Below are 24,528 nucleotides of genomic sequence, written 5' to 3' on the forward strand. Positions count from 1 at the left end.
GGTGCGGGCGGGCGTGGCACGCGGCACGATCTCGCGCGACCAGGAAAAGCAGTTGGTGCACGATCTTTCCCAAGCACCGCGTTTGGCTACCCAGGTGCTAGAGTTGGCAGAGCAGGTCGAAAGCGTCGCCAGCGCGCTTTCCCACTACAAGAATGTACTCTATCTCGGCCGCGACACCAATTTCCCGCTGGCCATGGAAGGCGCGCTAAAACTCAAGGAAATCTCCTACATCCATGCCGAAGGCTATGCCGCGGGCGAGCTTAAGCATGGGCCGATCGCGCTGATCGACGAGAACATGCCGGTCATCGTGATTGCGCCGCACGACCGCACCTTCGAGAAAACCGTGTCCAACATGCAGGAAGTGGCGGCGCGCGGCGGCAAGATCATCCTGATCACCGATGCCAAGGGCGCGGCACAGGCGAGCGTGAAGACGATGGAGACGATCGTGCTTCCGGATGTGCCGGAAATCATCTCGCCGATCATCTACGCGCTGCCGATCCAGATGCTGGCCTATTTCGCTGCCGTGTTCATGGGCACCGACGTCGACCAGCCGCGCAATCTGGCGAAATCGGTGACGGTGGAATAGGCTGCAAGCTTGAGCGAAAAGTCCCTTGGCCAGGGGGGCCGTCGGCGTCCAGAGCAAGTTGCGATGCGATTGAACCATTCTGTGGGAGCTGATTTGGGCCATGTCGAGGGATTCGGCGAAGGTCAGGCCGGGCGCACAGCCGTGCCGAAGCCCGGCGGATCCGACCCAAATTCAGCCCGACCCTTCCGCGGTGTGGACACGAAATGGAGTGATTTTTTAGGAGACGAAACCGTGACAGTCATGAATCCTAGTCGTCTCTGCCGCGTGAGATGGGCCAGTTGGTCATGACGTGGGCCGGATAAGTAAGAGTTTAGCATTTCGACGGAACTTTTAGTTAGTACATTAGCATAAGCTTCCCTCCATGTGGAAAAACGCCAGAGCAATTTTCGATGGCAGCCTGGACTGTGAGCCGGCGCGGCTAACGCTAATTCAGTCGATTCTGGTGATTATTCTCGCAATCGCAATGGCAGCGGGCTTATATGTTGTCATTGGAGTTTACTACCCGACTATTTGGTACCAGATCTTTGCCGCACTATTTATTTCGGCCATATTGGCGCCGATTTTTCTCTATCCATCATATCGGACTTCATACAGGCTGCGCCTTGCCAATAGCGTCATCAGGCACCAAGCCTTCACCGACCACCTGACAAAACTGCCGAACTCGTTCGCACTTTCAGAAGAACTGCAGGCGCGCCTGACTCCGCATGGACAGCAGCGAGGCTTTGCCGTCCACTTTTTTGACATCGACAGGTTCAAACAGGTCAACGATTCCCTCGGTCACGACTTCGGCAACGCGGTGTTGAACGCGGTTGGGGCCAATCTCAGAAAGCTCATCGGTGCCAGCGACTTTGTTGCGCGATTCGGAGGGGACGAATTCGTCGTTGTGCAAGGTGAGGTCTCGGTGGAATCCGAAGCTCTCGATTTTGCGCTGCGGATCAGAAATGCAGTGTCCGGGTCTTACGATTTGGATAGCCGCCACGTTGTCGTCGACGTCACCGTGGGATCGGCGATAGCGCCGCTTCATGGAAGTGATGCCAGCCAGATCCTCAAGGCCGCGGACTTGGCTCTCTACAAAGCAAAAGCCAGAGGCACATTTGGTGAACTGTTTATCCCACAGATGGCAATGATTGCGAGTCGGCGCAGAGACCTGGAAGGCGCGCTGGCGACTGTCATTTCAAACAAGCAATTGTCTCTTCTGTTTCAGCCGATCGTTCAACGAGAGCACCCAGAGCGAATTCAGTCCGTCGAGGCATTGCTCCGGTGGAGGTTGCCTGATGGCACGACGATTGCCCCGAGTGAATTCATCCCGGTTGCCGAACGCACGGGCACCATTGTGGAAATAGGAGAGTGGGCGCTCCAACAAGCATGCCTCGCATGCCGGGACTGGCCTGCCCATGTGCGCGTCGCCGTCAATGTGTGTCCAGTTCAGTTCTTTCGCAGTGAGATCGAGTCCGTGGTCAAGCGGACCTTGGCTGAGACCCAATTGGATCCCCATAGGCTCGACCTCGAGATCACGGAATCAGTCCTTATAAGTGATACGACCTTCATCAATCCGATCCTGAACGAATTGCGCCGGAGTGGCATCCGGATTGCGCTCGATGACTTCGGTTCCGGCTATTGCGGACTACATTACTTGCGCCGATTCACGATCGACAAGATCAAAGTAGACAAAACGATCATCGATGACGCGTGTTCTAATGAAAAGGCACTAAACATCCTTCGGGGGGTCTCTAAAATAGCTACTGAGATCGGTGTGACCGTTACTGTCGAAGGGGTAGATAGCCATGAGAAGGCCGCGCTATTGAACCAAGAGAAGTGTGCCGACGAAGTGCAGGGGTTCTTTTACAGCCGGCCGGTACCGGCCGACGTTGTCTCGTCAATGCTTCGGCGCGGGCAGCACAACTCGAGACCGGTGCGCTCCAGCTCCTTGAGATGAAAGCTGACATGGACGGCGAGACCTCGACCTGTGCGGCCAATGAACCGGGGGCGATGCCATCGGGTCTTCGCATTTTGCGGGATCTATCCTCAAACGATAGCAGCGCTAAATCCTCAAGAGAGAAAGCGCGGCATAGGGCGCCTGTGACAAGCCAAGCACGCTCGCCAGCGTCGGCGCGAACTGATTGGCATTCGCCTCCTCAATGATCTGCGGCGCGATGTTGCCACCGGAGAGAATGAACATGCGATCGTCCTGCCGGCTGCCTGGCCGAAAGCCATGCGTGGAAATCGACCGCGGCTTGCCGAGAGCGGTCAATTCGCCTGTTGCATCCACTGGCCGCTCCTCAAAGGAATGCCCTGGCGGCGCAACGAACATGGCGATCGACCCGCGCAGAGGCTCCGGCAAGTGTAGATCATTCCAGCGTTCAACACCGAAATCCGACAATCGCTCGGTGGCCTTCTCCAAGTCGCCGGGGTTCGTCAGAGAGACGTAAAGACTTGCTCCCTCCGTCATCCAGAGCATGTCTGGAATGACCGCCTCGGGGAAGATCGCGGTATCGACCGCGCCATGCCCGTGGTCGCTGGCAATCGAAATCACATAATCGTCGCGCCGGTCCGTGCGATCAAGAGCCGCCAGCAGGTTGCCGATCAACATGTCAGCGAATTCGATGGACCAGATCGCAGCAGGACTGTCGTAGCCGAGAGAGTGCTGAAACGCATCCGGCATCTCGATCTCTGTCAGGATCAGATCCGGCGGCTGATCGGAGCCAAGCAGGGCAACCGCTGCGCGGTTTAGAAATTGATCGAGCGCCAAGCCCGCGATCAATTGCGGCGCGCCCTCATCGACCGGATTGAGGAATGCCTCCATGTCTGTCAGCCAGCCGCGGCAAGCCGACCCTTGGCATCATAAATGGCGCGGCAGGCGGCGAGAGTCTCCCGAGGTACCATCTTGCTGAAGCGGTGACCGGTCACGAAGCCGCGCAACCACCAGGGCGAGACATGGATCGATGTGTCGGCGGGATCAACCAGCGCCTGACCGATGGCCGCAACATCAAGGCCGGCTTTGTTGGCGTGTGTTGCAAGGGTTGGGGCCTGCAAATCCGCGGCGAGAGGTGCTACGAAAATGTCGCCCCGAAAAATGTGATTGCCGTAGATGCCATGCACTTCCGGGCCAACGCCAGTCAACATCGTCGCCCGGCCAGGCACGGAAGTGGCTGGAATCCCGGATTTCAGGCGGCGAACGCGCAGGCCGCTGTCGGCCAACCGTCTCATGTTCGGAAACCGGTGCGCATAGGTTTCGAATGTGTCAGCGCTGACGCCGTCGACGAGGACTGAGATGAGCTTCTTTTGCATCGGGAACATCCATTAGCTGAGCGTCGGATCGAGTTTGTCGCGCAGGTAATCGCCAAGGACGCTGACCGCCACAGCCGTCGCCACGATGACGATGCTGGGGGCGAGCAACATCCAGGGAGCGCGTGTGATGTATTCGCGGCCGGTCCCAACCATAACGCCGAGGCTGGTCATCGGCGGCTGGACACCCAGACCGAGGAATGACAGGCCGCTTTCGACGAGAACGATTTCCGGAAAGGTCACGGTCGCCGCAACCAGGAGCGTGGCGGCGCTGTTTGGCAATATGTGTCGAAGGTAGATACGCATGGGATGAGCGCCGAGCTGACGTGTTGCGCCGGCGTAGCCTTGCGCGCCCGCAACCAATGCCAGTCCCCTCGCCAGGCGGGCATTGCGTTCCCAGCCGTAAAGCCCCATCAGGCCGACAAACAGCACCAGCGAATTGCCGAAAAAGGCCAGCATCGCAAGCGCGACGATGAGAAACGGCAGTGAAGCCTGAACGTCGATCAGCAGCAGCAGGAAATGCTCGATGAGCCCGCGGAAATATGCCGCGACAAACCCGATTGCCGTTCCAACGAAGACGCTGATTAGCGTTGCGCCGAAGGCGATCAACAAGCTCGTGCGGATTGAGAAGTACAAACGGGAAGCGACGTCACGGCCCAAATCGTCGGTGCCGAACAGGTGCGCGGCGGTGCCGCCGAAACCGACAGGCGGAGCCAGGCGGTGGCGGAGATCCATTGCGGTGATGTCATGCGGCGCGATCAGCGGAGCGGCGATTGCAATCAGGAGCATGAGGCAAAGCCAGAGCGACGCAATCAGCGTCGGACGGTCAATCTTTTGTTTCTTCCGCATGCGGCTTGCTCAGTGCGATGCGGAGCGATTGGTCCGCAGGCGCGGATCGATGACGCCATAGAGCAGATCCATCATCAAGTTGGCTGACGTCATCGTCAGCGCAACCAGGAAAAGGATCACCTGCACGACCGCGAGATCGCGGTTTCCAACCGAAACCACCAGGAGTTGGCCAATGCCTGGCCAGCCGAAGACGTTTTCGACCAGCACCGCGCCGGCCACTTGCCCACCAAGCATGAGGCCCAACAGGGTCAGCACGGGGATGAGCGCATTGGGAAAGGCGTGATAGTGGATGACCTGGCGCCAGGTGACCCCCTTGGCACTGGCAGCCACCACATAGAGCTGTGACAACACCTCGATCATCGCGCTGCGGGTAAAGCGGGCGATGACCGCTGCGCCGCCGATGCCAAGGGTGAGCACCGGCAGGACGGCACTTTGCCATTTGTCAGCGCCGCCCGATGGGAACTGGCCGAGCGTCACCGAGAAGATCAGGATGAAGATTAGCCCTAGCACAAAGCTCGGCACCGTGAAGCCGAGCACGGTCAGCATCATCACGGACCTGTCGATCCAGCTGTCACGATGCATGGCGGCATAGGCGCCGATCGGGATGCCGATCAACACGTTGAGCGCGAGGGCCGGAAGCATCAGCGTCAACGTCAGAGGCATCCTCTCAAGCACCAGCTCTATTGCGCGCTTGCCGCCCAGCATCGAGTTTCCAAAGTCTCCATGCAGGGCTGCCCAGAGATAGCGGACATACTGGACGTAAAGAGGCTGATCCAATCCCCACCGCTGGCGGAATGCTTCGAGATCCGGAGCGCGAGCGCTCGGCCCCAGGATTTGCAGCGCGGGATCGCCTGAGGCACGCAGCACCAGGAATGTCAGCGTGACGACCACCACGATCGAGAGCGCGGCCCGAAGTATCTTGGGGCCAATGTAAAAAGCCAGGGATGTCATCCGTTTGCCACCAGATGGCACGCAACTCGTCGGTTGTGTCCCGTTGCTCGGACCGGTGGCTCGCTCTTTCGACATACATCTTGCGCCAGAGCACAGCGCGGATGGAAGGGACATCCCGCCGGCCGCTCGGCCGGACTTGGCGGCTCGCCGGCCAAGGGCACGTAGTGCGCAAAGCCGCCGGAAAGTCGTGGCATCGCCGAGACAAGGGCGCGGGTGTATGGATGAGCAGGCTGATCGATCACGACTTCAGCCTGTCCTTCCTCGACGACCCGACCCAAATACATGACGACGATGCGGTCGCTGACATGTCGAACGATCCTGAGATCGTGGCTGATGAACAAAATGCCCAGCCCGCGCTCGCGCTGAAGATCCATGAGCAGGTTGACGATCTGCGCCTGAACCGAAACATCGAGCGCCGACACCGGCTCATCGCAAACCAGCAGCGAGGGGTTTGGCGCAAGCGCGCGCGCCAGCACCACGCGTTGGCGTTGTCCTCCGGAAAGCTGATGCGGATAAAGCGCTTGATGATGCTGGGTCAGACCGACCGCTTGCAGAAGCCCGAGAACGCGCTCGGCACGATCTTCAGCTTGCCCAATCCGGTGAATGATCAAGGGCTCGGCAATCAAATCACCGACATTCATGCGCCGGTCGAGCGCTGCCAGTGTATCCTGGAAGACAAGCTGCATGCGCTGCCGCTTTGCGCGCCATTCCTTTGTGTCAGCCGGCGGGAGTGGAATTCCCTCGAACAGGACCTGCCCGCTGTCGGCTTGCTCCAAACCGAGCGCAATGCGTCCAGTGGTGGATTTTCCGCAGCCAGATTCGCCGACGACGCCAGTGGTCTCGCCTTTTCTGACCTCGAGCGACACCCCATCGACGGCCGTCAGCGACTTTTTCCGGCCGAAGACTTGTCTCCCGATCGGGTATCGGCGGCTAACCTCATTGAGATGCAACAATGTCACTGGCGCGCCCCCGAAATGGCATGGACACAACGGACGACGTGCCGCGACGAAACGGTCGTAAGATCGGGTCCAATGGTGCTGCATCGGGGATCGGCATTTCGGCAGCGGGGCGCATAGGCGCAGCCCGAGGGCAAGACGCCGTAGGGTGGCACCCCTGGAATTGACGTGAGCCTGGTGCGTGGCCCGTCCGAGGGAGGGATCGCCCCGATGAGATCACGCGTGTAGGGATGTTGTGGATCTGTCAAAAGCGTTCGGGTTGGCGCTGCCTCGACAATCCGCCCGGCATACATGACACTCACCCGGTCACAAACCGCTGCGACCGCAGCGAGATCGTGGCTGATCATGACCAGCGCCATGCCGGTATCGCGTTGGATCTGTTTGAGCAGCAGCAGGATCTGCGCTTGAACCGTGGCATCGAGCGCGGTCGTCGGCTCATCCGCGACAAGCAGCTCGGGTTGACCGGCAAGCGCAATGGCGATCATAACCCGCTGGTTCTGACCACCTGACAGTTCGTGCGGATAAGCATCTATCCTGCTTGCGGCGTCGGGAATGCCAACCTGGTCCAACAGCCGTTTCGCCTCAGTGCGTGCGGCGCCGCCGGTCAGCCCCCGATGCAGGCGCAGTGTCTCGGTGATCTGGGCACCAATGCGGTGGACCGGATTGAGGGCGCTCGCCGGATCCTGGAAGATCATCGCGATGCGACCGCCTCGCACCTTATCCAAAACCGGCTGCGGCGCACCGGCAAGGTTAATATCGTCCACCCAAGCTTCACCGCTGATGGTTGCGGATTTTGGCAGCAGGCCGAGCACGGCCCGCCAGGTGACCGACTTGCCGCAACCGGACTCGCCGACTATGCCGACCGCCTCGCCCTTGTTGACGATCAGGTCGACGCCGTGCAGCACCGGCAAGCCGCCAAACGCCACCTCCAGGCCGGCGATTTTGATGGCAGGCCTGGGTAGAGGATGATCAGGGCGGAACAGCGCGGGTCCCGCGCTGTTCCTGGTCAATGTGGTGAGCATCGAGCTCAAGCCACCGGCTCAGACGGCATTTTTGGACCGAGATACATTTGCGGTAGCGGATTTGGCTGCCAGACAACATCTTTCTTCTGGCCGTAGATGAACGGCATCGAGTGCAGCGGCGTGATACAGGGATCGTCGATCTCGACGATGTCCTGCATGCGCTTGAACGCGGCTTTGCGTTTGGCTAGATCGGTCGTCGTTTCGAGCTCGTGACCGAGTTTGTTGAACTCGTCGTTGGTCCAGGCGCCGGTCGATTGCAGGTCATTGGTCGGCCCGATGATCTGCCAAAGCATCGAAACGGGGTCGGCGTAGAAAGCTCCACCGGAGGTGTCATTGATGCCACCAATGTTGCCGACCTGATCCCAGTTCTCGCACATCATCAGCTTGACGTTGATGCCCGCGGCCTTCCACATCTCGACCAGCGCCTGATTATCGGCTAGCTGCATCGGGTAGTAGGTCCCGACAGTCGGGTAAGGGATCTCCTCGCCCTTGTAGGACGACTTGGCGAGCAGTTCCTTGACCATGGCCGGATCGAAGGACACGCCTTTGCGCTCGGGATCGTTGATCGCCCCGAAGATCGGCAACTGCCAGCCATTGAGCGCTTTGGCACGACCATTCCAAAGACCATCGGCCAACGCATCGCGATCGATGGCGAAGGCCAGTGCACGGCGCAGATTGACATCCTTCAGAACTGGCGTCTTGAGCGGAGCGAAGGTCAGGAAGCGAAACCACATGGCCTCGCCCCCCGTCACGGCAAGGCCGCTGACGCCATCGATCTCGGAAATGTGGTCGGGCGTGACATCGGTCACGATGTCGTAGTCGCCGGCCTTGAGACCGGCGATGCGGGCTGCAATCTCGGGCAGGCGCTTGAACCGGATGGAGGCGAAAGGCGGCTGGCCGCCCCAATAGTCATCGTGGGCAACCAGCGTGATCTCGTCACCGGTCCGCACGTCTCCGATTTTATAGGGACCCGTGCCGATCGGCTTTGCTGCCCAGGCGTCATAGTTCTTGGCGGCGTTCCAGGCCTTGGCGCTGACAATCTGTGAGCCCCAGGCGCCGAGGCGATTGGCGAAAACGGGATCTTCCGTAGCGGTGACCAGGCGGATGGTTTGATCGTCCACTTTCTGGACATCGGCGATCGACGACAGGAAGTTGGCGAAGACAGCAGCACCTGGGGCCTTCTCGCCGCGCAGCCGCTCCGGGCTTAGCGAAAAGACGACGTCATCGGCCGTCATTGTCGAGCCGTCATGGAATTTGACGTTGTCGCGTAAGACGATTTCATGCGTCTGCGCATCGATCTGCCTCAGCGATTTGGCAAGTGCGTAGTTGAGGCGGAAATTGTCGTTATAGTCGGTCCGCAGCAGCTGATCGTAGATGCTGTACTGCACCCGCCAGGAAACATTGGCGATGGAGGATGCGTCCACCGGCTCCAGAATGGTACGCAGATCCTGTACCGCAATATTGAGGCTGGGGCGCTGGCCGGCAGCCAGGAGCGTGCGCGGCAAGGCCAATGCGCCGGCCGCCATCGCCGTCATGCCGAGAAATGTGCGACGTGTCGTTTGCATATCAGTAGCCTCTCCTTTTGTCGGACGGCAAGCCGGCCGAACTCCGCTTCTTCCCGAGACGGGCAGAGACATAGCGCAGTTATGTGAAGGTTTTGTGTGGCTTTAAGACGGATTATGGCTGGTTTGTAATGGAGGCGCAAAGGCATTTCACAAACTGTCGTGAAACGACCGCATTCCTGCGAGGAACATGCCGCAGCAGGGTCAGGGTCATTTATGCCGGGTTACGACGGCTTTTGCTGCGGATATAGGACTTGGGCACCAGCGGCTTCGATCTGCTTCAGCACGTCCAGTGCCGGCTTCCGGTCGGTGATGATCGAGGAAATCGCTGAATGGGGCAGGATCCTGTAACGCACCGACAAGCCAAATTTGGTGTGATCGGCGAGAACGACGATTTTCCGCGTCTGTTCGGAAAGTGTCGCGGCGAGGTCCTGCCCGACCTGTTCATGGTCGAAGACGCCTAATGCGGGATGCACGGCGTTGACCCCAATGAAAGCAACATCGATCTGCTGTTCGCGAAGCGTGCGCAGACCAAGGAACCCTGTCACGGTCCGGAAGTCTGGATCGAATTCACCCCCCAGCATGACGACGCGATGCCGACGGCCGTCGGCAGCTGCGATCGCTATATCGACCATGTTGGTGACGATGCGCATCTCCGGCAAGGCCGAGATGCGACGAGCCAGTGACAGCACCGTACTGCCGCCCCCCAAGAAGAGGTTCTGCCCGGGCTTGAGAAGACCGAGCGCTATCTCGGCAATAGCGTTCTTTTCCGCACGCTGAGAAATCGCGCGCGACGAGACGGCCAACAGCTTAGGCTGCTGCGTGGCGACGGCCCCACCATGGACGCGCACGATCAAGCCGTCCTGTTCGAGTTGTTTGATATCGCGGCGCGCGGTTTCTTCGGAGACATTGAAGTGCAGCATCAGGTCGCGGATGCGCACTTCGCCGTCCGCGTGGATCATCTCGATGAGTTTTTTCTGGCGGCTGTGACTGAACGACATGGTTCTCTCGATTTGGCCTTGGCGGAGACTAACCAAGTCAACGAGCAAATGTCACTGGGACAAGCGCTGGGGCCGAGCGTTGGCCAAAATTGGCCCCGGCTTTGAGGCGAGAAACTCAATCGAATTTCCATCGACGCCGGAGCTTTGCTCGTGGCGACCGGCGCACCGGCTGGACGCGTCATGAAAGCGTTACAAGATGGACCTATGAAAGGTACCTAGACATCTGGTCATCACAGATGGCTTCAGGTCATTCGCTGCGACAGAGGAGGTCCGATGTTTTTCCTGTCAAGAGCCTTGCGCAGCGCTTTGACCCTATGGGCGATTGTCAGCGTCGTGTTCGTCGCGACACGGCTCACCGGGGACCCGACATATTACCTTATGCCCGCCGAGATGCCCGAACAGCAGCGCGTGGAGCTTAGGGAAAAGCTTGGACTGAATGATGACATCGCGACGCAATATCTGCGGTATGGCAAAGCGCTTGTTCGAGCCGACTTCGGCCGCAGTTTCTTTTCCAACCGCCCGGTAGCCGACCTTTTCTTCGAGCGCGTCCCAAACACCCTGCTTTTGACCATCCCGGCGTTCTTGCTCTCCGTCGCCATGGGCTTGTGTGGCGGCATTTGGGCAGCGCTCCGCCACAACAGCCTCTTCGACCGCGCGCTTACGACCGCAACCGTCGTGATGCAGGCGCTGCCGAATTTCGCTGTCGGCATCGCCGCCATCCTGATCTTCAGCCTGTCGCTGCGGCTCCTGCCCAGTGGCGGCATGGGCACCTGGAAACATATGGTCTTGCCGGTGATCACGCTTGCGCTTGCAAGCTCAGCCAACATCGCCCACCTCGTTAGAAGCAGCATGCTTGAGGTCCTGGCACAGGATTACATGCGCTATGCCCGCAGCAAAGGCTTGAGCCCCGCAGTCGTCGTGCTGAAGCATGGACTGAGAAACGCGATCCTACCCGTCTTGACGATTCTGGGCCTCCAGTTCGGCGGCCTCGTGGCCGGCGCGGTCGTCACCGAGACGGTGTTCGCGTGGCCGGGCGTTGGCCGCCTGGTGATCGACGCCGTCATGAAGCGCGACTTTGCCGTGCTTCAATTCGGAATCCTGATGTTCTCGACGGCGATCATCCTCGCCAATCTTGTTGTCGACCTCGCCTATGGGCTGCTTGATCCGCGCGTGCGGGGGAAATGATCATGACCATCGCTGTGCACGCGTCGCCCGACGATCCACGTCTTCCGGCTCCAAGCCGCCACGGCATACCGGTGGTGACAACCGTCTCGATCCTCGTTCTCTGCGTCATCGTCTTATTGGCTGTCGCCGCTCCCGCGATCGCTCCTTACGACATTGCCACGCAAAGCTTGCTGAGCAGGCTGCGGCCGCCAGTGTTTGTCGGCGGGGGCGCCGATCATCTGTTGGGAACGGATCATCTCGGGCGCGATATGCTCGCACGTCTCCTGTTTGCGACGCGCACGACGTTGCTCATTGCCTGCGCTGGTGTCTTGGTCGGCGTGGTCGCCGGCACGCTCGGCGGCTTGATAGCGGGAACATCAGGAGGATGGATCGACCAGTGCCTCTCGGCTGTGGTCGACGCACAGGCCGCCGTGCCAACCACTCTGGTGGCTCTGACGGCAGTCGCCCTTGCCGGCACCAGTCCGCTTATCCTGGTGATGATCATCGGCTTTTCCGACTACTATAAATATGCCCGCGTCGTCCGCGGGGAAGTTGCGGCGCTGCATGGACGCGCGTTTATCGAAGCAGCCCGCAGCTCGGGTGCCTCGCCCTGGCGCATTGCCATGCGTCACGTCCTTCCCAATACGTTGTCGCCCGTCATCGTGCTTGCCAGCCTGAGCTTTGCCGAGATCGTCGTGCTGGAATCCTCGCTTTCGTTTCTTGGGGTCGGCATTCAACCGCCAAACGTTTCCCTCGGATCCCTCCTCGGCGAGGCGAGAAACTACCTGATCACCACACCATGGCTGGCGATAACCCCGTGCGTCGTAATCGTGATGATCACGGTTGCGGCAGCCATGATCGGCGATTGGTTGCGCGCCTCCCTCGATCCCCGCGGCCGCGCCTGACAGGCGCAGCTCCGACCCGTTTCCTGCAGGAAAGACCAAACAACATTCCCTCACCAAGGAGACCCCTAATGCGAAGACTACTCTTGGCTATGGCCATCATGCTGCCGACCTTCGCGGTCGCGCAGGAGGATACGCGGCCCCCTCTCACCGTCGGCGTCAACACGGTTCGCAGCAACTTCGATCCCGGAATGGCGCTCGGAAACGTTGACATCCCGATTACCTACAACATGTTCGACACGTTAGTGGCCCGGGATTTTTCCAAAAGCAAGGACCGCACGTCCTATGAACTGGTTCCCGGCCTGGCGCAGAGCTGGAAACAGATCGACGATCGCACCACCGAGTTCTCGCTGCGACCTGGGGTGACCTTCCACAATGGTCAGCCGCTGACCAGCGCTGACGTCAAGTTCAGCCTGGACCGTATTCTCGACCCGGCTTCCGACTATGTCGAAGCCAGAAACCTTCTCAAGGTCGTCGAGAAGGTCGACGCCGTCGATGATCTGACCGTGAGGATCACGACGAAGGCGCCAAGTCCGATCCTGCTGCAACTGTTGGCTTACCATAGCAGCGAGATTGTGCCGAAGGCATACTTCGAGTCCGTCGGGGAAAGTGGCTTCGGACAAAAGCCCGTGGGCACCGGTCCTTTTGCCTTCGTCAAGCTCCAGCCTGACGAGAGCATGGAGCTGAAGGCAAACGATACCTACTTCGGCGGGCGCCCGACAGTTTCCAAACTGACATTCAAGGCCATTCCCGAGGTTTCGGCTCGCATAACGGCACTTGCCAATGGCGAAGTCGATATCGTCAACAGCCTGCCGCCGGACCAACTGAAGGCCGTCGAAAGTCTCGGTTGCTGCGAAGTCCGCAGCACGCTCGCGAACCATCACTACATCAAATATAACACCTACAATCCAGTGATGGCCGACAAGAAGCTGCGCCAGGCGCTCAATCTGGCAATCGATCGCCAGTTGCTCGTCGACGCCTTATGGGATGGCAAGGCCAAGATCCCGCATTCTGCGCAGTACGAAGGATGGGAGCCCGGCCTTTACAATCCCAATCGCCCGACGCCGCCCTTCGACCAGGACAAGGCCCGACAGCTGCTCAAGGAGTCGTCCTACAAGGGACAGCCGATCTACTACGTGACGCATCCGTCCTATTACACCAACGGCGTCCCTGTCGCCGAAGCCGTCGTTGAAATGTGGAAGGCGATCGGCGTCAATGCCAGTGTCCGCGTCGATGAAGGTTGGAGCAAGCTTGCAAAGGACAATCCGGTCGTCACCGTCAAGAACAGCTCGGACTGGGTCGTGCCCACGGATCCTGCGGTGACCCTCTATATGACCTGGTCCAAGGACCTCTGGAAAGACGAGGCCCGGTTCGACGAGCTTGCCGAACAGGGCGAGACGACCCTCGATGTCAAGCGCCGCTACGACATCTATCAGAAGATGATCGACATTTTCGAGGATGACGCCCCCGGCACCTACCTCTATCGCGCGCCGGATTTCTACGGGGTTCGATCCGGGATCGAGTGGCTGCCAAACACGGAATACACCATGGATTTCCGTGCCGCCAACATTCACTTCCAGAAGTGATCACCAGTCCTAACCAGGAGGGAAGGTCAGGATGAACCAGCGTGAACTTCTGCGCGTCGAAAACCTGCGCACCTATTTCTACTCGCAAGGCCGCACGGTCAAAGCAGTCGAGGACGTGTCATTTTCGGTCGAGCAGAGAAGCACTGTTTGCCTGGTCGGGGAATCCGGCTCAGGCAAGTCGGCAACCGCTTTTTCCATCCTGAACCTCATACCGAAGTCGCTAGGACGCATCGTAGCGGGGAAGGTCCTCTTTCAAGGAGAGGACCTTCTCCAGATTTCCCCAAAGCGGCACCGTGCCCTCCTTGGCAGCGATATCGCCATGATCTTTCAAGAACCCGCAACGGCGCTCAATCCCGTCTACACCGTTGGGGAACAGATCGCTGAGGTGCTTCGCGCCCATCGACGCTGCGATGCGCGTCAGGCACGGCGCCAGGCCAAGGCATTGCTTGACCGCGTCGGGATCCCTGACGCGGAGCGGCGGCTCGACGACTACCCGCATCAGCTTTCAGGCGGCATGCGCCAAAGAGCGATGATCGCGACCGCGATCGCTTGTCGTCCAAAACTGCTGATCGCGGATGAACCGACGACGGCGCTCGACGCGACCGTCCAGGCGCAAATTCTCTGCCTGCTCCACGATTTGCAGCAAGAGACAGGGATGGCGTTGATGTTCATCACCCATGATCTCAGCGTGGTCGCCGAGATCGCGGATCGTGTTCTGGTCATGTATGCCGGCCGCGTCGTCGAAGAAGGCGCTGTCGGCCAAATTTTCGACGCCCCGCGCATGCCCTACACGCGCGGCCTTTTGGAAGCGCGGCCGAGCGTTCATGCCGGGGTATCCTCGAGACGGCTCGCGGCCGTGTCCGGCAATCCGCCAGACCTCGCAAATCTACCTGATGGCTGCTCGTTTCGTCCACGCTGCGGCTACGCCGGCAATGGCTGCGACCAGAGCATGCCGGCACTCGAGACAATCAACGAACACAGCGTCCGCTGTTTCCATTGGCGTCAGATCGGAGCGTTTGCTCCAGTCCCGGAGGCAGCATTATGAACGCCCACGCGCGCAGTCCTGACAAGGTCGAGAGGGCGGCAGCCGCTGCATCCCTAAGCAATGCTGCTTTGCTCGAGGTCGATGACCTTCGAGTGCATCTGCCGCTGCGCCGTCATTTTCCGTTCACTGCGAAACAGTCGATCAAGGCGGTTGACGGGATATCGCTGTCGATCGCTCGCGGTGAGATCGTCGGGCTGGTCGGCGAGTCTGGTTCAGGCAAAACGACGTTCGGTCGCGGCCTGTTGCGTCTTGTCGCTCCGAGCTCCGGGCGGATCCGGTTCAACGGGACCGATCTGACGACCTTGTCCAGCGCGCAGATGCGGTCCTTCCGACGGTACATGCAGATGGTGTTCCAGGACCCCTATAGCAGCCTGAACCCGCGCATGACCGTCGGTGAAGCCGTGGCCGAACCGCTGTCGATCCACCATGCGGAGTTGACGAAGCGGGCGCGGGCCGAACGGGTGTTTGAGCTGCTGTCGCAAGTCGGGATCGCTCCAGAGTACGCCTCGCGTCACCCCCACGCCTTCAGCGGCGGGCAACGCCAGCGCATTGCGATTGCCCGAGCCCTTGCCACCGAACCGGACTTCATCGTCGCCGATGAGCCGGTATCGGCACTCGATGTCTCGGTCCAGGCTCAGATCGTCAATCTCCTTCTCGATTTGAGGGACAGGCTCGGCCTGACCATCCTGTTCATCTCCCATGACTTGGGTGTCATCAGCCACGTCGCCGATCGCGTCGTGGTCATGTATCTCGGCAAAGTCATGGAGATCGCGCCGCCGGCGCTATTTCGAAATGCGCCCGCGCATCCCTATACCCAAGCCCTGTTGTCCGCGCTTCCCGTCGAGCACCCAAAACTTCGGCATGCGCGGGTACCGTTGAAAGGCGAGATCCCGAGCGCTGTTCATCCTCCCACCGGCTGCGTCTTCAGAACCAGGTGTCCGAAAGCCAGTGCGGAATGCGCACAACTTGCGCCAGAGCTTCGGCAGGTCGCAGCCGCGCATTGGGTGGCATGCATCAAACATTGATCTTTTTACTCCAGCAGGCAGATCCACATGACACGGCAGAAGCTTCTTCTCATCATGATCGACGGCGTCAGCGCCGATTATTTCGAAAATCACCGCCGCCGCTTGCCGAACCTCTCGTCACTGGCGGACGATGGATTTCTGGTCCGGCGCATGCGCTCTCCGGTCCCGGGCGTCTCGATGCCGGGTCGAGCGTCAATCCTGACGGGGGTTGGAGCTGACAAACACGGGATCTTCGGCAACCGGGTTCTGGACAACGGCGCTTTTGTCGGCGCCGAACCGGAACATGTCCGTGTACCCACGATCGCCACGCTTGCTTCGCGCGCGGGTCTGGATGTCGCCTGCATTGGCCATGCGCTCATCAAACCGGAAGACGCGTCGATCTATGTGCCACCCTGCTGGCTGCGCGGCCCAGGGTTCACCAAGATGCCGAGAGATGGGAGCATTTCGACGCTTTTGAGGGTGAAGGATCCTCGCAACCGGTTGGCCGCTGTTCCCCTCCCCTCCTATACGAGGCGCGCCGATCAATCAGACGGGTCGTCGCCGACAACCGACACGCTGAGCGGCGACCAGCTGACCATCGGCGCGGCTGCCAGGCTGCTACAGTCGAAGGAGGCGCCGGATTTCCTCATAACCGAGATCAATACGACCGATTATTTCCAGCATGATTTTGGCTATGAAAGCGAGGAGGCTCACTTCGCCGTGGCTTTCGCGGACGCTCTCGTGGGCACCTGCCTGGAAAGCCTTCGCCGGGCGGACAGGCGCCAGGACTATGCGATCGTCCTTGTCAGCGATCACGGCCATGGGAACATCGGGCGGTCTATCTTCCCTGGTCTGATCATTCCTGAAACCGTGTGGCAGTCGGAAGGCGCCACGCTGCACGTCCTGGTCAAAGACGAACAGGAACGCCAGCATGTGACGGAGAGGCTGTCGTCGCATGGTGCCCAGCCGTGGGGCAATGACCATGTACCCGGTGATCTCGCGGACAAAATCGCCACATTCATGGCACCGGAAGGGTGTGACTTCGAGGAGATCCCGCACGATCATTCTTCCGGTGAGCCGCTCGGCCGCCCGAAGTACAAATCCACCCACGGTTTTCGGCCAGGCCTGCCTGCCGATGACCGTATGTGCATCTTCTCCGGTGCTGGGGTGCCCAAGGGTTTGGAAGAGATCGCCGATGCTACGCGCTTGACGCCCACGCTTGCGGCCATTCTTGGGCTTCCGCTTGACCTGTTCCCCGATCGCGCGCTTTTCTGAATGGGATCGGTATGATCTACCTTCCCTGCTGCGAGAGGTAGATCATATGAGAATCATCAAGGGCAATGGTGGGTCATGAAGCGTTGGGAAATCGTTCGCGCGGGCCTTCTCAGCGATATCGACGCGGGTGCATTCGAAGATCGACGGTTACCAGGCGACTTCGTCTTGGCAGAGCGATTTGGTGTCAATCGCCATACCGTTCGAAATGCAATCAAGGCGCTGGAAGCCGAAGGTGCTCTTCGGGTTCAACATGGTGTCGGCACTTTCGTTGCGGAGGATTTTGTGTCGCACAAATTGGACCGCGATCCGAGGTTCACCTACAAACTGCTTGGCCAGAACAAATCCGTTAAGCGCGAAATCCTGTCGATCGCCCAGGTCTCCGTCGGACCCGATATTGCAGATCATCTCAAGATCGCCCCGTCGGCCCTCGTGACCGAAGTGAAATCCATCTCGTTCATCAATGAGTGGCCTCTGGCGACCGGATCGAGCTACCATCCCGTCGACAGGGTCCCTGGTCTCGCGGCCGCGTTCGAAGGGTTGAACTCCTTTACCGCGGCCTTGAAACGCTGCGGGATCGCCGAATACAAGCGCAAGTGGACCCGCATAACGGCGCGCCGGCCGACGCAGCAGGAAGCTCAGCTGCTGCGCATATCGTCGTCCAGTCCCGTCCTCTATGAGACCAATGTCGACGTCACGCCTGACGGCGCGCCGATAAAATACGCGTTCAGCGCCATCCGCAGCGACAGATACGAATACCTGATCGAGGCCGACACCTGAGACGCGCCCTGACGCGGGGGGCGCGTTGGCCGCAGCTGTGAAGCGAGCAGCTTGCCGTTTATTCACCGGGTAAATAGCCGCCCGTCATCAAACCGTCGCAACCGTCTCATAGATACCTAGACATCTAGTCTTCGCGGTCTGCCCCGTGCAGAATATGCGGCGTGAAGTCTCTGACAAATGGTGATCGTCCAGTGCGAAACGAAGTTGAACGAAGGCAGCGATGGATGGCGGTCCTCGCGCGCGCCAGCCGCGACGAGCTCGAACAGGCATACCTGGATCTGCCAAATGCGCCCGCTTACATTTGGCTGCGGCCGCCAGAGAGCGGCCTTGTTCTTGTGCGTGGGCGGACCGGCGAAACCGAGGCCTCCTTCAATCTCGGCGAGGTTACGACAACACGCTGTGCCCTCAAGCTCATCGACGGCACGACGGGGTTTGCATTTACCCTCGGTCGCGATCAGCGCCAGGCGGAACTTGCGGCGCTATTTGATGCGCTGTTGCAACGAGGCGACGAGACTGCTTCGGCCAGCTTGAAAGTCGTCTCCGAATTCGAGCACGCGCAATCCCTGCGCCGTGATCTCAAAAGCCGCAAGGCGGCTTCGACGAAAGTCGACTTCTTCGCAATGTCCCAAGCCAGAGAGCCTGACTGATGAGCGCCATGGAGACCGCGGGGATCGAGCCTGGCTTTAGAGATCCCGTCTTCGACAGCCAGCATACGTTTCGATGCATCCTGGATGCCTTTGGATATGTCGGACGGGCCCAAGTGCTTTCTCGCGCCAACACGCGGATCGGCCCTCTCGATCCCGCGACCATCGCGGTTTGCCTGACACTGACCGACTTTGAGACGCCGATCTGGCTTGATCCGGTGGCAGATTCGAAGCCGGTCCGAGATTTTCTCGCGTTCCACTGCGGCGTGACGGTCACCAGTGCAGAAGCATCCTCGTTTGCCATCGTTGGCAATCCCGCGAGCATGCCGCGCCTAGATCAGTTCGCACTCGGAACCGACCTGGAGCCGCAATGCTCGACAACGCTTGTCATTCAGGTCCCGGCTTTTGACGGTGGCCCGCTGGTGCGGCTGCGCGGCCCAGGTATCCAAAGCGACATCTCGCTGGCTATCCCAAGTCTTCCCTCCTGGTTCTGGGAGGACTGGCAGGCCAACCACGAGCTCTATCCAATCGGCGTGGATGTTCTCTTTACCTGCGGCAGTTCGGTGCTCGCCCTTCCCCGCAGCGTTTCAGTGGAGGTTTAGATGGCTTATGTTGCCGTTAAAGGAGGCGAGCAGGCGATCCTGAACTCGCACCGCCTGATTGCGGAAGAACGCCGCGGAGACGCTGCTGTTCCCGAGCTGACGGTCCGTCAGGTTGCCGAGCAGATGGGCCTGGCCGTCGACCGGGTGATGTGCGAGGGCTCCGTCTATGACCGGGAACTTGCCGCACTCGCGCTGAAACAGGCGCAAGGCGATGCCGTCGAAGCAATTTTTCTGCTGCGCGCCTACCGCACGACCATGCCGCGCTTCGCCGTCTCAAACACGCTCGATACGGCACAAATGGCCATCCAGCGACGCGTTTCGGCAACGTTCAAGGACATACCCGGTGGCCACGTGCTTGGTTCGACCTACGAATACACGCATCGGCTCCTTGACTTCGATCTTCTCGATCCTGCGCCTTGCGAGGACACAAAGGCCAACATCGCGGACAGGCCGCTTGAATCCGGCGTCGGTCGAGCTTTCGACAGCATTCGTGACGAAGGCCTGATCGAAGTCGAAACAGCGCCAGCCGGGCAGCAGGCCGTTTTCGATCTGACACGAGAGCCGCTCAGTCTTCCGGCGGGGCGCGATCAGCGGTTGCAGAATCTCGCTCGCGGCGATGAAGGGTTCGTGGTCGGCTTGGCGTATTCCGCGCTACGGGGCTATGGCGCTGCCCACCCCTATGTCGGGGAAACGCGCGTTGGAGATGTCGCCGTCGAGATTGTGCCGGAGGAACTCGGCTTTGCGGTTTCCATCGGAGACATCACGGTGACCGAGTGCCAGATGCTCGATCTGTTTGGCGGTTCAGAACTTCAACCTGCTCAGTTTACCCGGGGATACGGCCTCTCCTTTGGAAAGAGCGAGCGCAAGGCCATGGGAATGGCGATCGTCGATCGATCCTTGCGCTGCCGGGAGTTGGGCGAGGAAGCGCGCTATCCAGTCCAGGACGAGGAGTTCGTGCTGGCCCACACCGACAATCTGGAAGCGGCTGGCTTCGTCTCGCACCTTACTCTGCCGCACTACGTCGACTTCCAGGCCGACCTGCAGTTCATACGACAATTGCGGCGGGAAAAGAGTGGCGACCATCTGGACAAGGAGGCTGCGGAATGACCGCCAATCAAGAAGGTGCAGCCCGCGGCGGCCGCCGCTCAGCATACAATTTTGCTTATCTCGATGAGCAGTCCAAGCGGATGATCCGGCGGTGCATCCTGAAGGCGATGGCTGTCCCTGGTTTTCAGGTTCCGTTCGGCAGTCGCGAGATGCCGCTCGCCTATGGGTGGGGAACCGGCGGGATCCAACTGACGGCCAGTATCATCGGTCCGGATGACAGGCTGAAGGTGATCGACCAGGGCGCCGACGATGCGACCAACGCAGTGTCCATTCGCCGCTTCTTCAAGAAGGTTACCGGCGTCGAAACTACGGAACAAACGAGTGCGGCCACCATCATCCAAACTCGCCACCGTGTGCCCGAAACGGCTCTCGAGGAACGGCAGATCCTCATCTATCAGGTACCGTCTCCAGAACCATTGAAGCGGCTGGAGCCGAGGGAAGCCGAGACGCGCAAGATGCATGCCTACGGGGAATACGGTCTGATGAGCGTTCAGCTCTACGAAGACATCTCCCGTTTCGGCCATATCGCGACAACCAACAGCTATCCGGTCATGACGAATGAACGCTACCTGATGTCGCCGTCGCCGATCCCCAAGTTTGACAACCCGAAGCTCGGGAAGAATCCAGCCATCCAGCTTTTCGGCGCCGGCCGTGAAAAGCGAATCTACGCTGTCCCGCCGTACACACAGGTGCGCAGTCTCGATTTTGATGACCATCCATTCAAAGTGCAGCGATGGACCCAAAGTTGCTCGCTTTGCGGAGCAACAGAAAGCTATCTCGACGAGATCTTGATGGACGATAAAGGGCAGCGCATGTTCGTCTGCTCCGACACCGACTACTGCGCGACGCGAAAGGAAAGCCAGCAAGCCAGTTCGAATGACGGGACCTCTGGCTCGCCTGCTCATCCATCGAGGGAAGCCGAAAAAGGGCCGAACTCATGAACGCGGTCTCAAGACAAATACGGCCAGGCCGCCGACAGCCGCTCTTGTCCGTCAGCCACCTGACGAAGGCCTATGGAAGGACGTTGGGCTGCGAGGATATCTCCTTCGACCTCTTTCCAGGCGAGATCATTGCGATCGTCGGGGAATCAGGATCGGGCAAGTCAACGCTGCTCAATTGTCTTTCAGGGCAGATGGTGCCTGACAAGGGCTCTGTCGTTTACGCCATGCAGGACAAAGGGCCGACGGACGTCCTCACCCTGAAGGAACCAGAGCGTCGCAGGCTGATGCGGACGGACTGGGGCCTCGTCCATCAAAACCCGCGGGACGGTCTCAGGATGGCGGTGAGTGCCGGCGGCAACATCGGCGAGCGGCCGATGGGCCTCGGCGCCAGGCACTATGGCGACATCCGAAACGAGGCTCAAGACTGGCTCACCCAAGTCGAGATCGATCTCTCACGAACCGATCATCATCCCAAGACATTCTCCGGGGGCATGCAGCAACGCTTGCAGATTGCCAGGATCCTCGTGACCAGGCCACGCCTCGTCTTCATGGACGAGCCCACCGGCGGCCTCGACGTTTCCGTTCAAGCGCGCTTGCTCGACCTCCTGCGAGGCCTGGTCATGAACATCGGCGTCGCCGTCGTGCTGGTGACGCACGACCTTTCCGTCGCCCGGCTTTTGGCCCACCGGATCATCGTCATGCGGCGAGGCAATATCGTGGAGACAGGTCTGACCGACCAGGTCCTGGATGACCCGCACCACCCCTATACCCAACTTCTCGTTTCCTCGGTGCTTTAGATGCTCTTCGAAAACAATGCTCCCTGGAGCAGCCAGGCTGCAAAACGCCAAGCGAAAGAACTGACGCTGACAGGCGCCAGATTGGTTCTGCCCGACGAATCCTTTGAGGGAACTGTCCACATCAGGGACGGTCTGGTCCGCGATGTGTCCGCTGGCCGGAGCTCTCTGCCAACGGCGATGAACCTCGAAGGCGGTTACCTGTCGCCAGGGCTGGTCGATCTTCATACGGACAATGTCGAAAAGCACGCGTTGCCGCGCGTCGGGGTGATCTGGAACCCGCTTTCGGCTGTCGTGGCCCACGACGCAGTGGTTGCGGCAGCCGGCATCACAACGGTCTTCGATTCCTTGTCATTGGGCTCCATGACGCGCGATGACACAACAAAGAGCGATAGGACGCGGATCGTGCCTCTGATCGTCGAGGCTATCGGGACCGCTCAACAACTTGGCCTCCTACGCGCGGATCACTTCCTCCATCTGCGCTGTGAAATAACCGATGAAGGCGTGGTGTCGGCGTTCGAACGGCACGGCGACAATCCGCTGGTCAAGCTCGTATCCGTCATGGACCACGCGCCTGGTCATCGCCAGTCGCCTCAGTTAGAGCGCTTCCGGGCGATGCAGATCAGAGACTATGGCTGGTCGGAAGAAGACGCCGACCGCCGCGTGGCGGAATGGATCGAAGCGTCCCGTACGATTGGACCTCAGAATCAAGCGAGGATCATTGCACGTGCACGGCAATTGCCGATCGCGAGCCATGACGACGAGACGCCTCAGCATGTTCGGGAAGCGCACCGCGCCGGCGTGACAATCTCCGAGTTTCCAACGACCCGGACTGCTGCAGAAACCGCGCATTCTCTCGGCATCCACATTTTGATGGGAGCACCGAATGTCGTGCGCGGGGTCTCTCACTCGGGAAACATCAGCGCACGTGAGCTGGCGGCCGCTGGTCACCTCGATATTCTTGCATCCGACTATGTCCCAGCGAGCATGTTGCATGCGGCCCTCCAGCTCACGCGGGACCCGATTGGGATGAGCCTTCCCAAGGCGATTGCCACAACTAGCTTGAACCCCGCCTTGGCCACAGGCTTTACCGATCGCGGCGCGATCAAGATCGGAGCAAGAGCCGATCTTTGCCACTTTGTTGAAATCGGTGACGTGCCCCTGGTGCGCGGCGTGTGGAAGGAAGGCGCCCGGGTGTTCTAACGCCGGCTGAGCTCCTCCTCGTATGCCTTCGCAAAGGAAATTCAATGGAACATGCACTTGAGCGTCAAGCGCTTCGCGCCGTCGGTCTTACCAAGGCCTTTACGCTCCACACGCAGGGTGGGATCATTCTGCCCGTATTCAAAGACATCGAGTTGACCGTGCGAGCTGGTGAATGCGTCTGCCTGCATGGGCCGTCCGGCGCTGGAAAGTCGACGCTATTGCGTTCCCTCTATGCCAATTACAAGCCGGACGCCGGACAGATCCTGGTGGATCACCAAGGCGAAACCGTCGATCTACTGGCGGCTGAGCCATGGGAAGTCGTCGAAATCCGTCGCAGCACGATCGGTTATGTCAGTCAGTTCCTTCGTGTCATTCCGCGCGTCACGGCTCTCGCCGTTGTCTCCGAACCGGCCATCGCCAAGGGGATGCCGGCCGATGAGGTCAAGGCACGCGCCAAGAGCCTGCTCACGCGACTGCGCATCCCTGAGCGACTTTGGTCGCTCGCGCCCGCCACCTTCTCCGGCGGCGAACAGCAGCGTGTCAACATCGCCCGCGGCTTCATCATCGACTATCCAATCTTGCTTCTTGATGAGCCGACTGCCTCTTTGGATGCTGCCAACCGCGAGACGGTGGTTGAATTGATCCGCGAGGCCAAATCACGCCGCACAGCCATCGTCGGTATTTTCCACGACGAAGAGGTGCGCAACGCCGTCGCCGACCGCTTGTTTGAGGTTGGAAGGTCGGCCGAACCCGCTGTGCCTTCGTCGAAGTTCGCCACAGGCACATCGGTCGGAGCGCTAGTAGTGTGACCGGCCAAATCGGCGAGCATCATCCGCGGATCGAACCGATATCGCCGTGACAGCCGAGCCTGTCCGCTACAGTTTCCATACCACCTGAAAGCGCCTTGGCGAAGGGCGCCGCAGATAGCGCGACATTGTCACAGCGCTAGCATTGCCAGCCTTCCGCGTCCGTGAGTCTACACAATCCTTTGCGGGGGCAAGCAGCCTTCATGGATTGCGCAGTGAGCAATTTGTGAGAGTGCGCCGAAGTGAGACTTGAACCTGAACAGAATGTCGAACCTGTTGAGCTGGTTTGGCATTGGAGAGGCTGGTCTAAAAGGCTTCGTTCAGAATGCCTGCGCTTTCGCAGAGACGTCATTGTGGAACCTATGCTTACACTATAGCGACACGATTTCATCCGCTTCCGCCCAGTTCGGTTTGAATCAGGTCCACATCTGGCCGACCGTATTAGTTGCATATCCCGAGATTGGAG

The 24,528-nt window shown here is 59.8% G+C and carries 24 protein-coding genes; 16 read left to right on the forward strand and 8 right to left on the reverse strand.

All coding sequences use genetic code 11. The features are described from left to right. Together C7I87_RS31950 and C7I87_RS31955 are read left to right on the forward strand one after the other, a co-directional pair. The coding region (locus C7I87_RS31950; protein ID WP_149907954.1) for an SIS domain-containing protein at positions 1 to 586 on the forward strand (586 nt) is incomplete at its 5' end. A 361-nt stretch (positions 587 to 947) separates the two neighbouring features. Continuing rightward, entirely contained in the window at positions 948 to 2,522 is a 1,575-nt protein-coding gene (locus C7I87_RS31955; RefSeq protein WP_149907955.1) for a putative bifunctional diguanylate cyclase/phosphodiesterase, read from the forward strand. A gap of 105 nt (positions 2,523 to 2,627) precedes the next feature. On the opposite strand, the gene C7I87_RS36200 is transcribed toward C7I87_RS31955, so the two are convergent. The 8 genes from C7I87_RS36200 to C7I87_RS31990 form a co-directional block, all read right to left on the reverse strand. Next, positions 2,628 to 3,335 carry an alkaline phosphatase family protein gene (locus C7I87_RS36200; protein ID WP_246696483.1) on the reverse strand — a complete coding sequence of 236 codons (708 nt, stop codon included), beginning with the start codon at positions 3,333 to 3,335 and terminating at the stop codon, positions 2,628 to 2,630. Between the two features lie 59 nt (positions 3,336 to 3,394). Continuing rightward, entirely contained in the window at positions 3,395 to 3,874 is a 480-nt protein-coding gene (locus C7I87_RS36205; RefSeq protein ID WP_246696484.1) for an alkaline phosphatase family protein, read from the reverse strand. Positions 3,875 to 3,886: 12 nt separating this feature from the next. Next, positions 3,887 to 4,720 (reverse strand): ABC transporter permease, encoded by an 834-nt coding sequence (locus C7I87_RS31965; protein WP_149907956.1) that lies wholly within the window; start codon positions 4,718 to 4,720, stop codon positions 3,887 to 3,889. A 9-nt stretch (positions 4,721 to 4,729) separates the two neighbouring features. Continuing rightward, positions 4,730 to 5,671 (reverse strand): ABC transporter permease, encoded by a 942-nt coding sequence (locus tag C7I87_RS31970; protein ID WP_149907957.1) that lies wholly within the window; start codon positions 5,669 to 5,671, stop codon positions 4,730 to 4,732. Beyond that, on the reverse strand, positions 5,668 to 6,630 hold the full coding sequence (locus tag C7I87_RS31975; RefSeq protein ID WP_246696485.1) for an ABC transporter ATP-binding protein: 963 nt from the start codon (positions 6,628 to 6,630) through the stop codon (positions 5,668 to 5,670). The genes C7I87_RS31970 and C7I87_RS31975 overlap by 4 nt, the downstream gene beginning before the upstream one ends. Next, on the reverse strand, positions 6,627 to 7,649 hold the full coding sequence (locus C7I87_RS31980; protein WP_149907997.1) for an ABC transporter ATP-binding protein: 1,023 nt from the start codon (positions 7,647 to 7,649) through the stop codon (positions 6,627 to 6,629). The genes C7I87_RS31975 and C7I87_RS31980 overlap by 4 nt, the downstream gene beginning before the upstream one ends. 5 nt (positions 7,650 to 7,654) lie before the next feature. Beyond that, positions 7,655 to 9,214: an ABC transporter substrate-binding protein gene (locus tag C7I87_RS31985; RefSeq protein ID WP_149907959.1), complete on the reverse strand. Its 1,560-nt coding sequence runs from the start codon at positions 9,212 to 9,214 to the stop codon at positions 7,655 to 7,657. 221 nt (positions 9,215 to 9,435) lie between these two features. Beyond that, positions 9,436 to 10,212, reverse strand: coding sequence for a DeoR/GlpR family DNA-binding transcription regulator (locus C7I87_RS31990; RefSeq protein WP_149907960.1), 777 nt, complete (start codon positions 10,210 to 10,212; stop codon positions 9,436 to 9,438). A 273-nt stretch (positions 10,213 to 10,485) separates the two neighbouring features. Between C7I87_RS31990 and C7I87_RS31995 the strand changes: the two genes are divergently transcribed. From C7I87_RS31995 to phnL, 14 genes are all read left to right on the forward strand, one after another. After that, positions 10,486 to 11,397 (forward strand): ABC transporter permease, encoded by a 912-nt coding sequence (locus tag C7I87_RS31995; protein ID WP_149907961.1) that lies wholly within the window; start codon positions 10,486 to 10,488, stop codon positions 11,395 to 11,397. A 2-nt stretch (positions 11,398 to 11,399) separates the two neighbouring features. Further along, positions 11,400 to 12,281 (forward strand): ABC transporter permease, encoded by an 882-nt coding sequence (locus tag C7I87_RS32000; RefSeq protein WP_246696486.1) that lies wholly within the window; start codon positions 11,400 to 11,402, stop codon positions 12,279 to 12,281. Positions 12,282 to 12,349: 68 nt separating this feature from the next. Continuing rightward, positions 12,350 to 13,864, forward strand: coding sequence for an ABC transporter substrate-binding protein (locus C7I87_RS32005; protein ID WP_246696487.1), 1,515 nt, complete (start codon positions 12,350 to 12,352; stop codon positions 13,862 to 13,864). Between the two features lie 31 nt (positions 13,865 to 13,895). After that, positions 13,896 to 14,909, forward strand: coding sequence for an ABC transporter ATP-binding protein (locus C7I87_RS32010; RefSeq protein WP_149907963.1), 1,014 nt, complete (start codon positions 13,896 to 13,898; stop codon positions 14,907 to 14,909). Beyond that, positions 14,906 to 15,934 (forward strand): ABC transporter ATP-binding protein, encoded by a 1,029-nt coding sequence (locus C7I87_RS32015; RefSeq protein WP_149907964.1) that lies wholly within the window; start codon positions 14,906 to 14,908, stop codon positions 15,932 to 15,934. The genes C7I87_RS32010 and C7I87_RS32015 overlap by 4 nt, the downstream gene beginning before the upstream one ends. A gap of 27 nt (positions 15,935 to 15,961) precedes the next feature. Beyond that, entirely contained in the window at positions 15,962 to 17,188 is a 1,227-nt protein-coding gene (locus tag C7I87_RS32020) for an alkaline phosphatase family protein (RefSeq protein ID WP_149907965.1), read from the forward strand. Between the two features lie 75 nt (positions 17,189 to 17,263). Next, positions 17,264 to 17,965, forward strand: a complete 702-nt coding sequence (gene phnF, locus C7I87_RS32025; RefSeq protein WP_149907966.1) for a phosphonate metabolism transcriptional regulator PhnF — start codon at positions 17,264 to 17,266, stop codon at positions 17,963 to 17,965. A 191-nt stretch (positions 17,966 to 18,156) separates the two neighbouring features. Beyond that, positions 18,157 to 18,612 carry a phosphonate C-P lyase system protein PhnG gene (phnG, locus tag C7I87_RS32030; RefSeq protein WP_281409079.1) on the forward strand — a complete coding sequence of 152 codons (456 nt, stop codon included), beginning with the start codon at positions 18,157 to 18,159 and terminating at the stop codon, positions 18,610 to 18,612. After that, a complete protein-coding gene (gene phnH / locus C7I87_RS32035) occupies positions 18,612 to 19,211 on the forward strand; it encodes a phosphonate C-P lyase system protein PhnH (protein ID WP_246696488.1) in 600 nt (199 codons plus the stop codon). Before phnG ends, phnH begins: the two co-directional genes overlap by 1 nt. Continuing rightward, positions 19,212 to 20,318: a carbon-phosphorus lyase complex subunit gene (locus tag C7I87_RS32040; RefSeq protein ID WP_149907969.1), complete on the forward strand. Its 1,107-nt coding sequence runs from the start codon at positions 19,212 to 19,214 to the stop codon at positions 20,316 to 20,318. Continuing rightward, complete coding sequence (locus tag C7I87_RS32045) at positions 20,315 to 21,259, forward strand: alpha-D-ribose 1-methylphosphonate 5-phosphate C-P-lyase PhnJ (RefSeq protein WP_149907970.1); 945 nt, start codon at positions 20,315 to 20,317, stop codon at positions 21,257 to 21,259. Before C7I87_RS32040 ends, C7I87_RS32045 begins: the two co-directional genes overlap by 4 nt. Then, entirely contained in the window at positions 21,256 to 22,056 is an 801-nt protein-coding gene (gene phnK, locus C7I87_RS32050) for a phosphonate C-P lyase system protein PhnK (RefSeq protein WP_149907971.1), read from the forward strand. The genes C7I87_RS32045 and phnK overlap by 4 nt, the downstream gene beginning before the upstream one ends. After that, a complete protein-coding gene (locus C7I87_RS32055; RefSeq protein WP_149907972.1) occupies positions 22,057 to 23,256 on the forward strand; it encodes an alpha-D-ribose 1-methylphosphonate 5-triphosphate diphosphatase in 1,200 nt (399 codons plus the stop codon). A gap of 44 nt (positions 23,257 to 23,300) precedes the next feature. Then, on the forward strand, positions 23,301 to 24,065 hold the full coding sequence (phnL, locus tag C7I87_RS32060) for a phosphonate C-P lyase system protein PhnL (protein WP_149907973.1): 765 nt from the start codon (positions 23,301 to 23,303) through the stop codon (positions 24,063 to 24,065). Positions 24,066 to 24,528 lie beyond the last annotated feature (463 nt).

Origin of the sequence: Mesorhizobium sp. SARCC-RB16n (assembly GCF_008520305.1) — a bacterium.
Taxonomy (GTDB): Bacteria; Pseudomonadota; Alphaproteobacteria; order Rhizobiales; family Rhizobiaceae; genus Mesorhizobium.

Coding starts and splice junctions, on each gene's coding strand:
- C7I87_RS31955 (WP_149907955.1), top strand. CDS start 948: ATGTGGAAAAACGCCAGAGCAATTTTCGATGGCAGCCTGGACTGTGAG.
- C7I87_RS36205 (WP_246696484.1), bottom strand. CDS start 3,874: ATGCAAAAGAAGCTCATCTCAGTCCTCGTCGACGGCGTCAGCGCTGAC.
- C7I87_RS31965 (WP_149907956.1), bottom strand. CDS start 4,720: ATGCGGAAGAAACAAAAGATTGACCGTCCGACGCTGATTGCGTCGCTC.
- C7I87_RS31970 (WP_149907957.1), bottom strand. CDS start 5,671: ATGACATCCCTGGCTTTTTACATTGGCCCCAAGATACTTCGGGCCGCG.
- C7I87_RS31980 (WP_149907997.1), bottom strand. CDS start 7,649: ATGCTCACCACATTGACCAGGAACAGCGCGGGACCCGCGCTGTTCCGC.
- C7I87_RS31985 (WP_149907959.1), bottom strand. CDS start 9,214: ATGCAAACGACACGTCGCACATTTCTCGGCATGACGGCGATGGCGGCC.
- C7I87_RS31990 (WP_149907960.1), bottom strand. CDS start 10,212: ATGTCGTTCAGTCACAGCCGCCAGAAAAAACTCATCGAGATGATCCAC.
- C7I87_RS31995 (WP_149907961.1), top strand. CDS start 10,486: ATGTTTTTCCTGTCAAGAGCCTTGCGCAGCGCTTTGACCCTATGGGCG.
- C7I87_RS32000 (WP_246696486.1), top strand. CDS start 11,400: ATGACCATCGCTGTGCACGCGTCGCCCGACGATCCACGTCTTCCGGCT.
- C7I87_RS32005 (WP_246696487.1), top strand. CDS start 12,350: ATGCGAAGACTACTCTTGGCTATGGCCATCATGCTGCCGACCTTCGCG.
- C7I87_RS32010 (WP_149907963.1), top strand. CDS start 13,896: ATGAACCAGCGTGAACTTCTGCGCGTCGAAAACCTGCGCACCTATTTC.
- C7I87_RS32015 (WP_149907964.1), top strand. CDS start 14,906: ATGAACGCCCACGCGCGCAGTCCTGACAAGGTCGAGAGGGCGGCAGCC.
- C7I87_RS32020 (WP_149907965.1), top strand. CDS start 15,962: ATGACACGGCAGAAGCTTCTTCTCATCATGATCGACGGCGTCAGCGCC.
- phnF (WP_149907966.1), top strand. CDS start 17,264: ATGAAGCGTTGGGAAATCGTTCGCGCGGGCCTTCTCAGCGATATCGAC.
- phnH (WP_246696488.1), top strand. CDS start 18,612: ATGAGCGCCATGGAGACCGCGGGGATCGAGCCTGGCTTTAGAGATCCC.
- C7I87_RS32040 (WP_149907969.1), top strand. CDS start 19,212: ATGGCTTATGTTGCCGTTAAAGGAGGCGAGCAGGCGATCCTGAACTCG.
- C7I87_RS32045 (WP_149907970.1), top strand. CDS start 20,315: ATGACCGCCAATCAAGAAGGTGCAGCCCGCGGCGGCCGCCGCTCAGCA.
- phnK (WP_149907971.1), top strand. CDS start 21,256: ATGAACGCGGTCTCAAGACAAATACGGCCAGGCCGCCGACAGCCGCTC.
- C7I87_RS32055 (WP_149907972.1), top strand. CDS start 22,057: ATGCTCTTCGAAAACAATGCTCCCTGGAGCAGCCAGGCTGCAAAACGC.
- phnL (WP_149907973.1), top strand. CDS start 23,301: ATGGAACATGCACTTGAGCGTCAAGCGCTTCGCGCCGTCGGTCTTACC.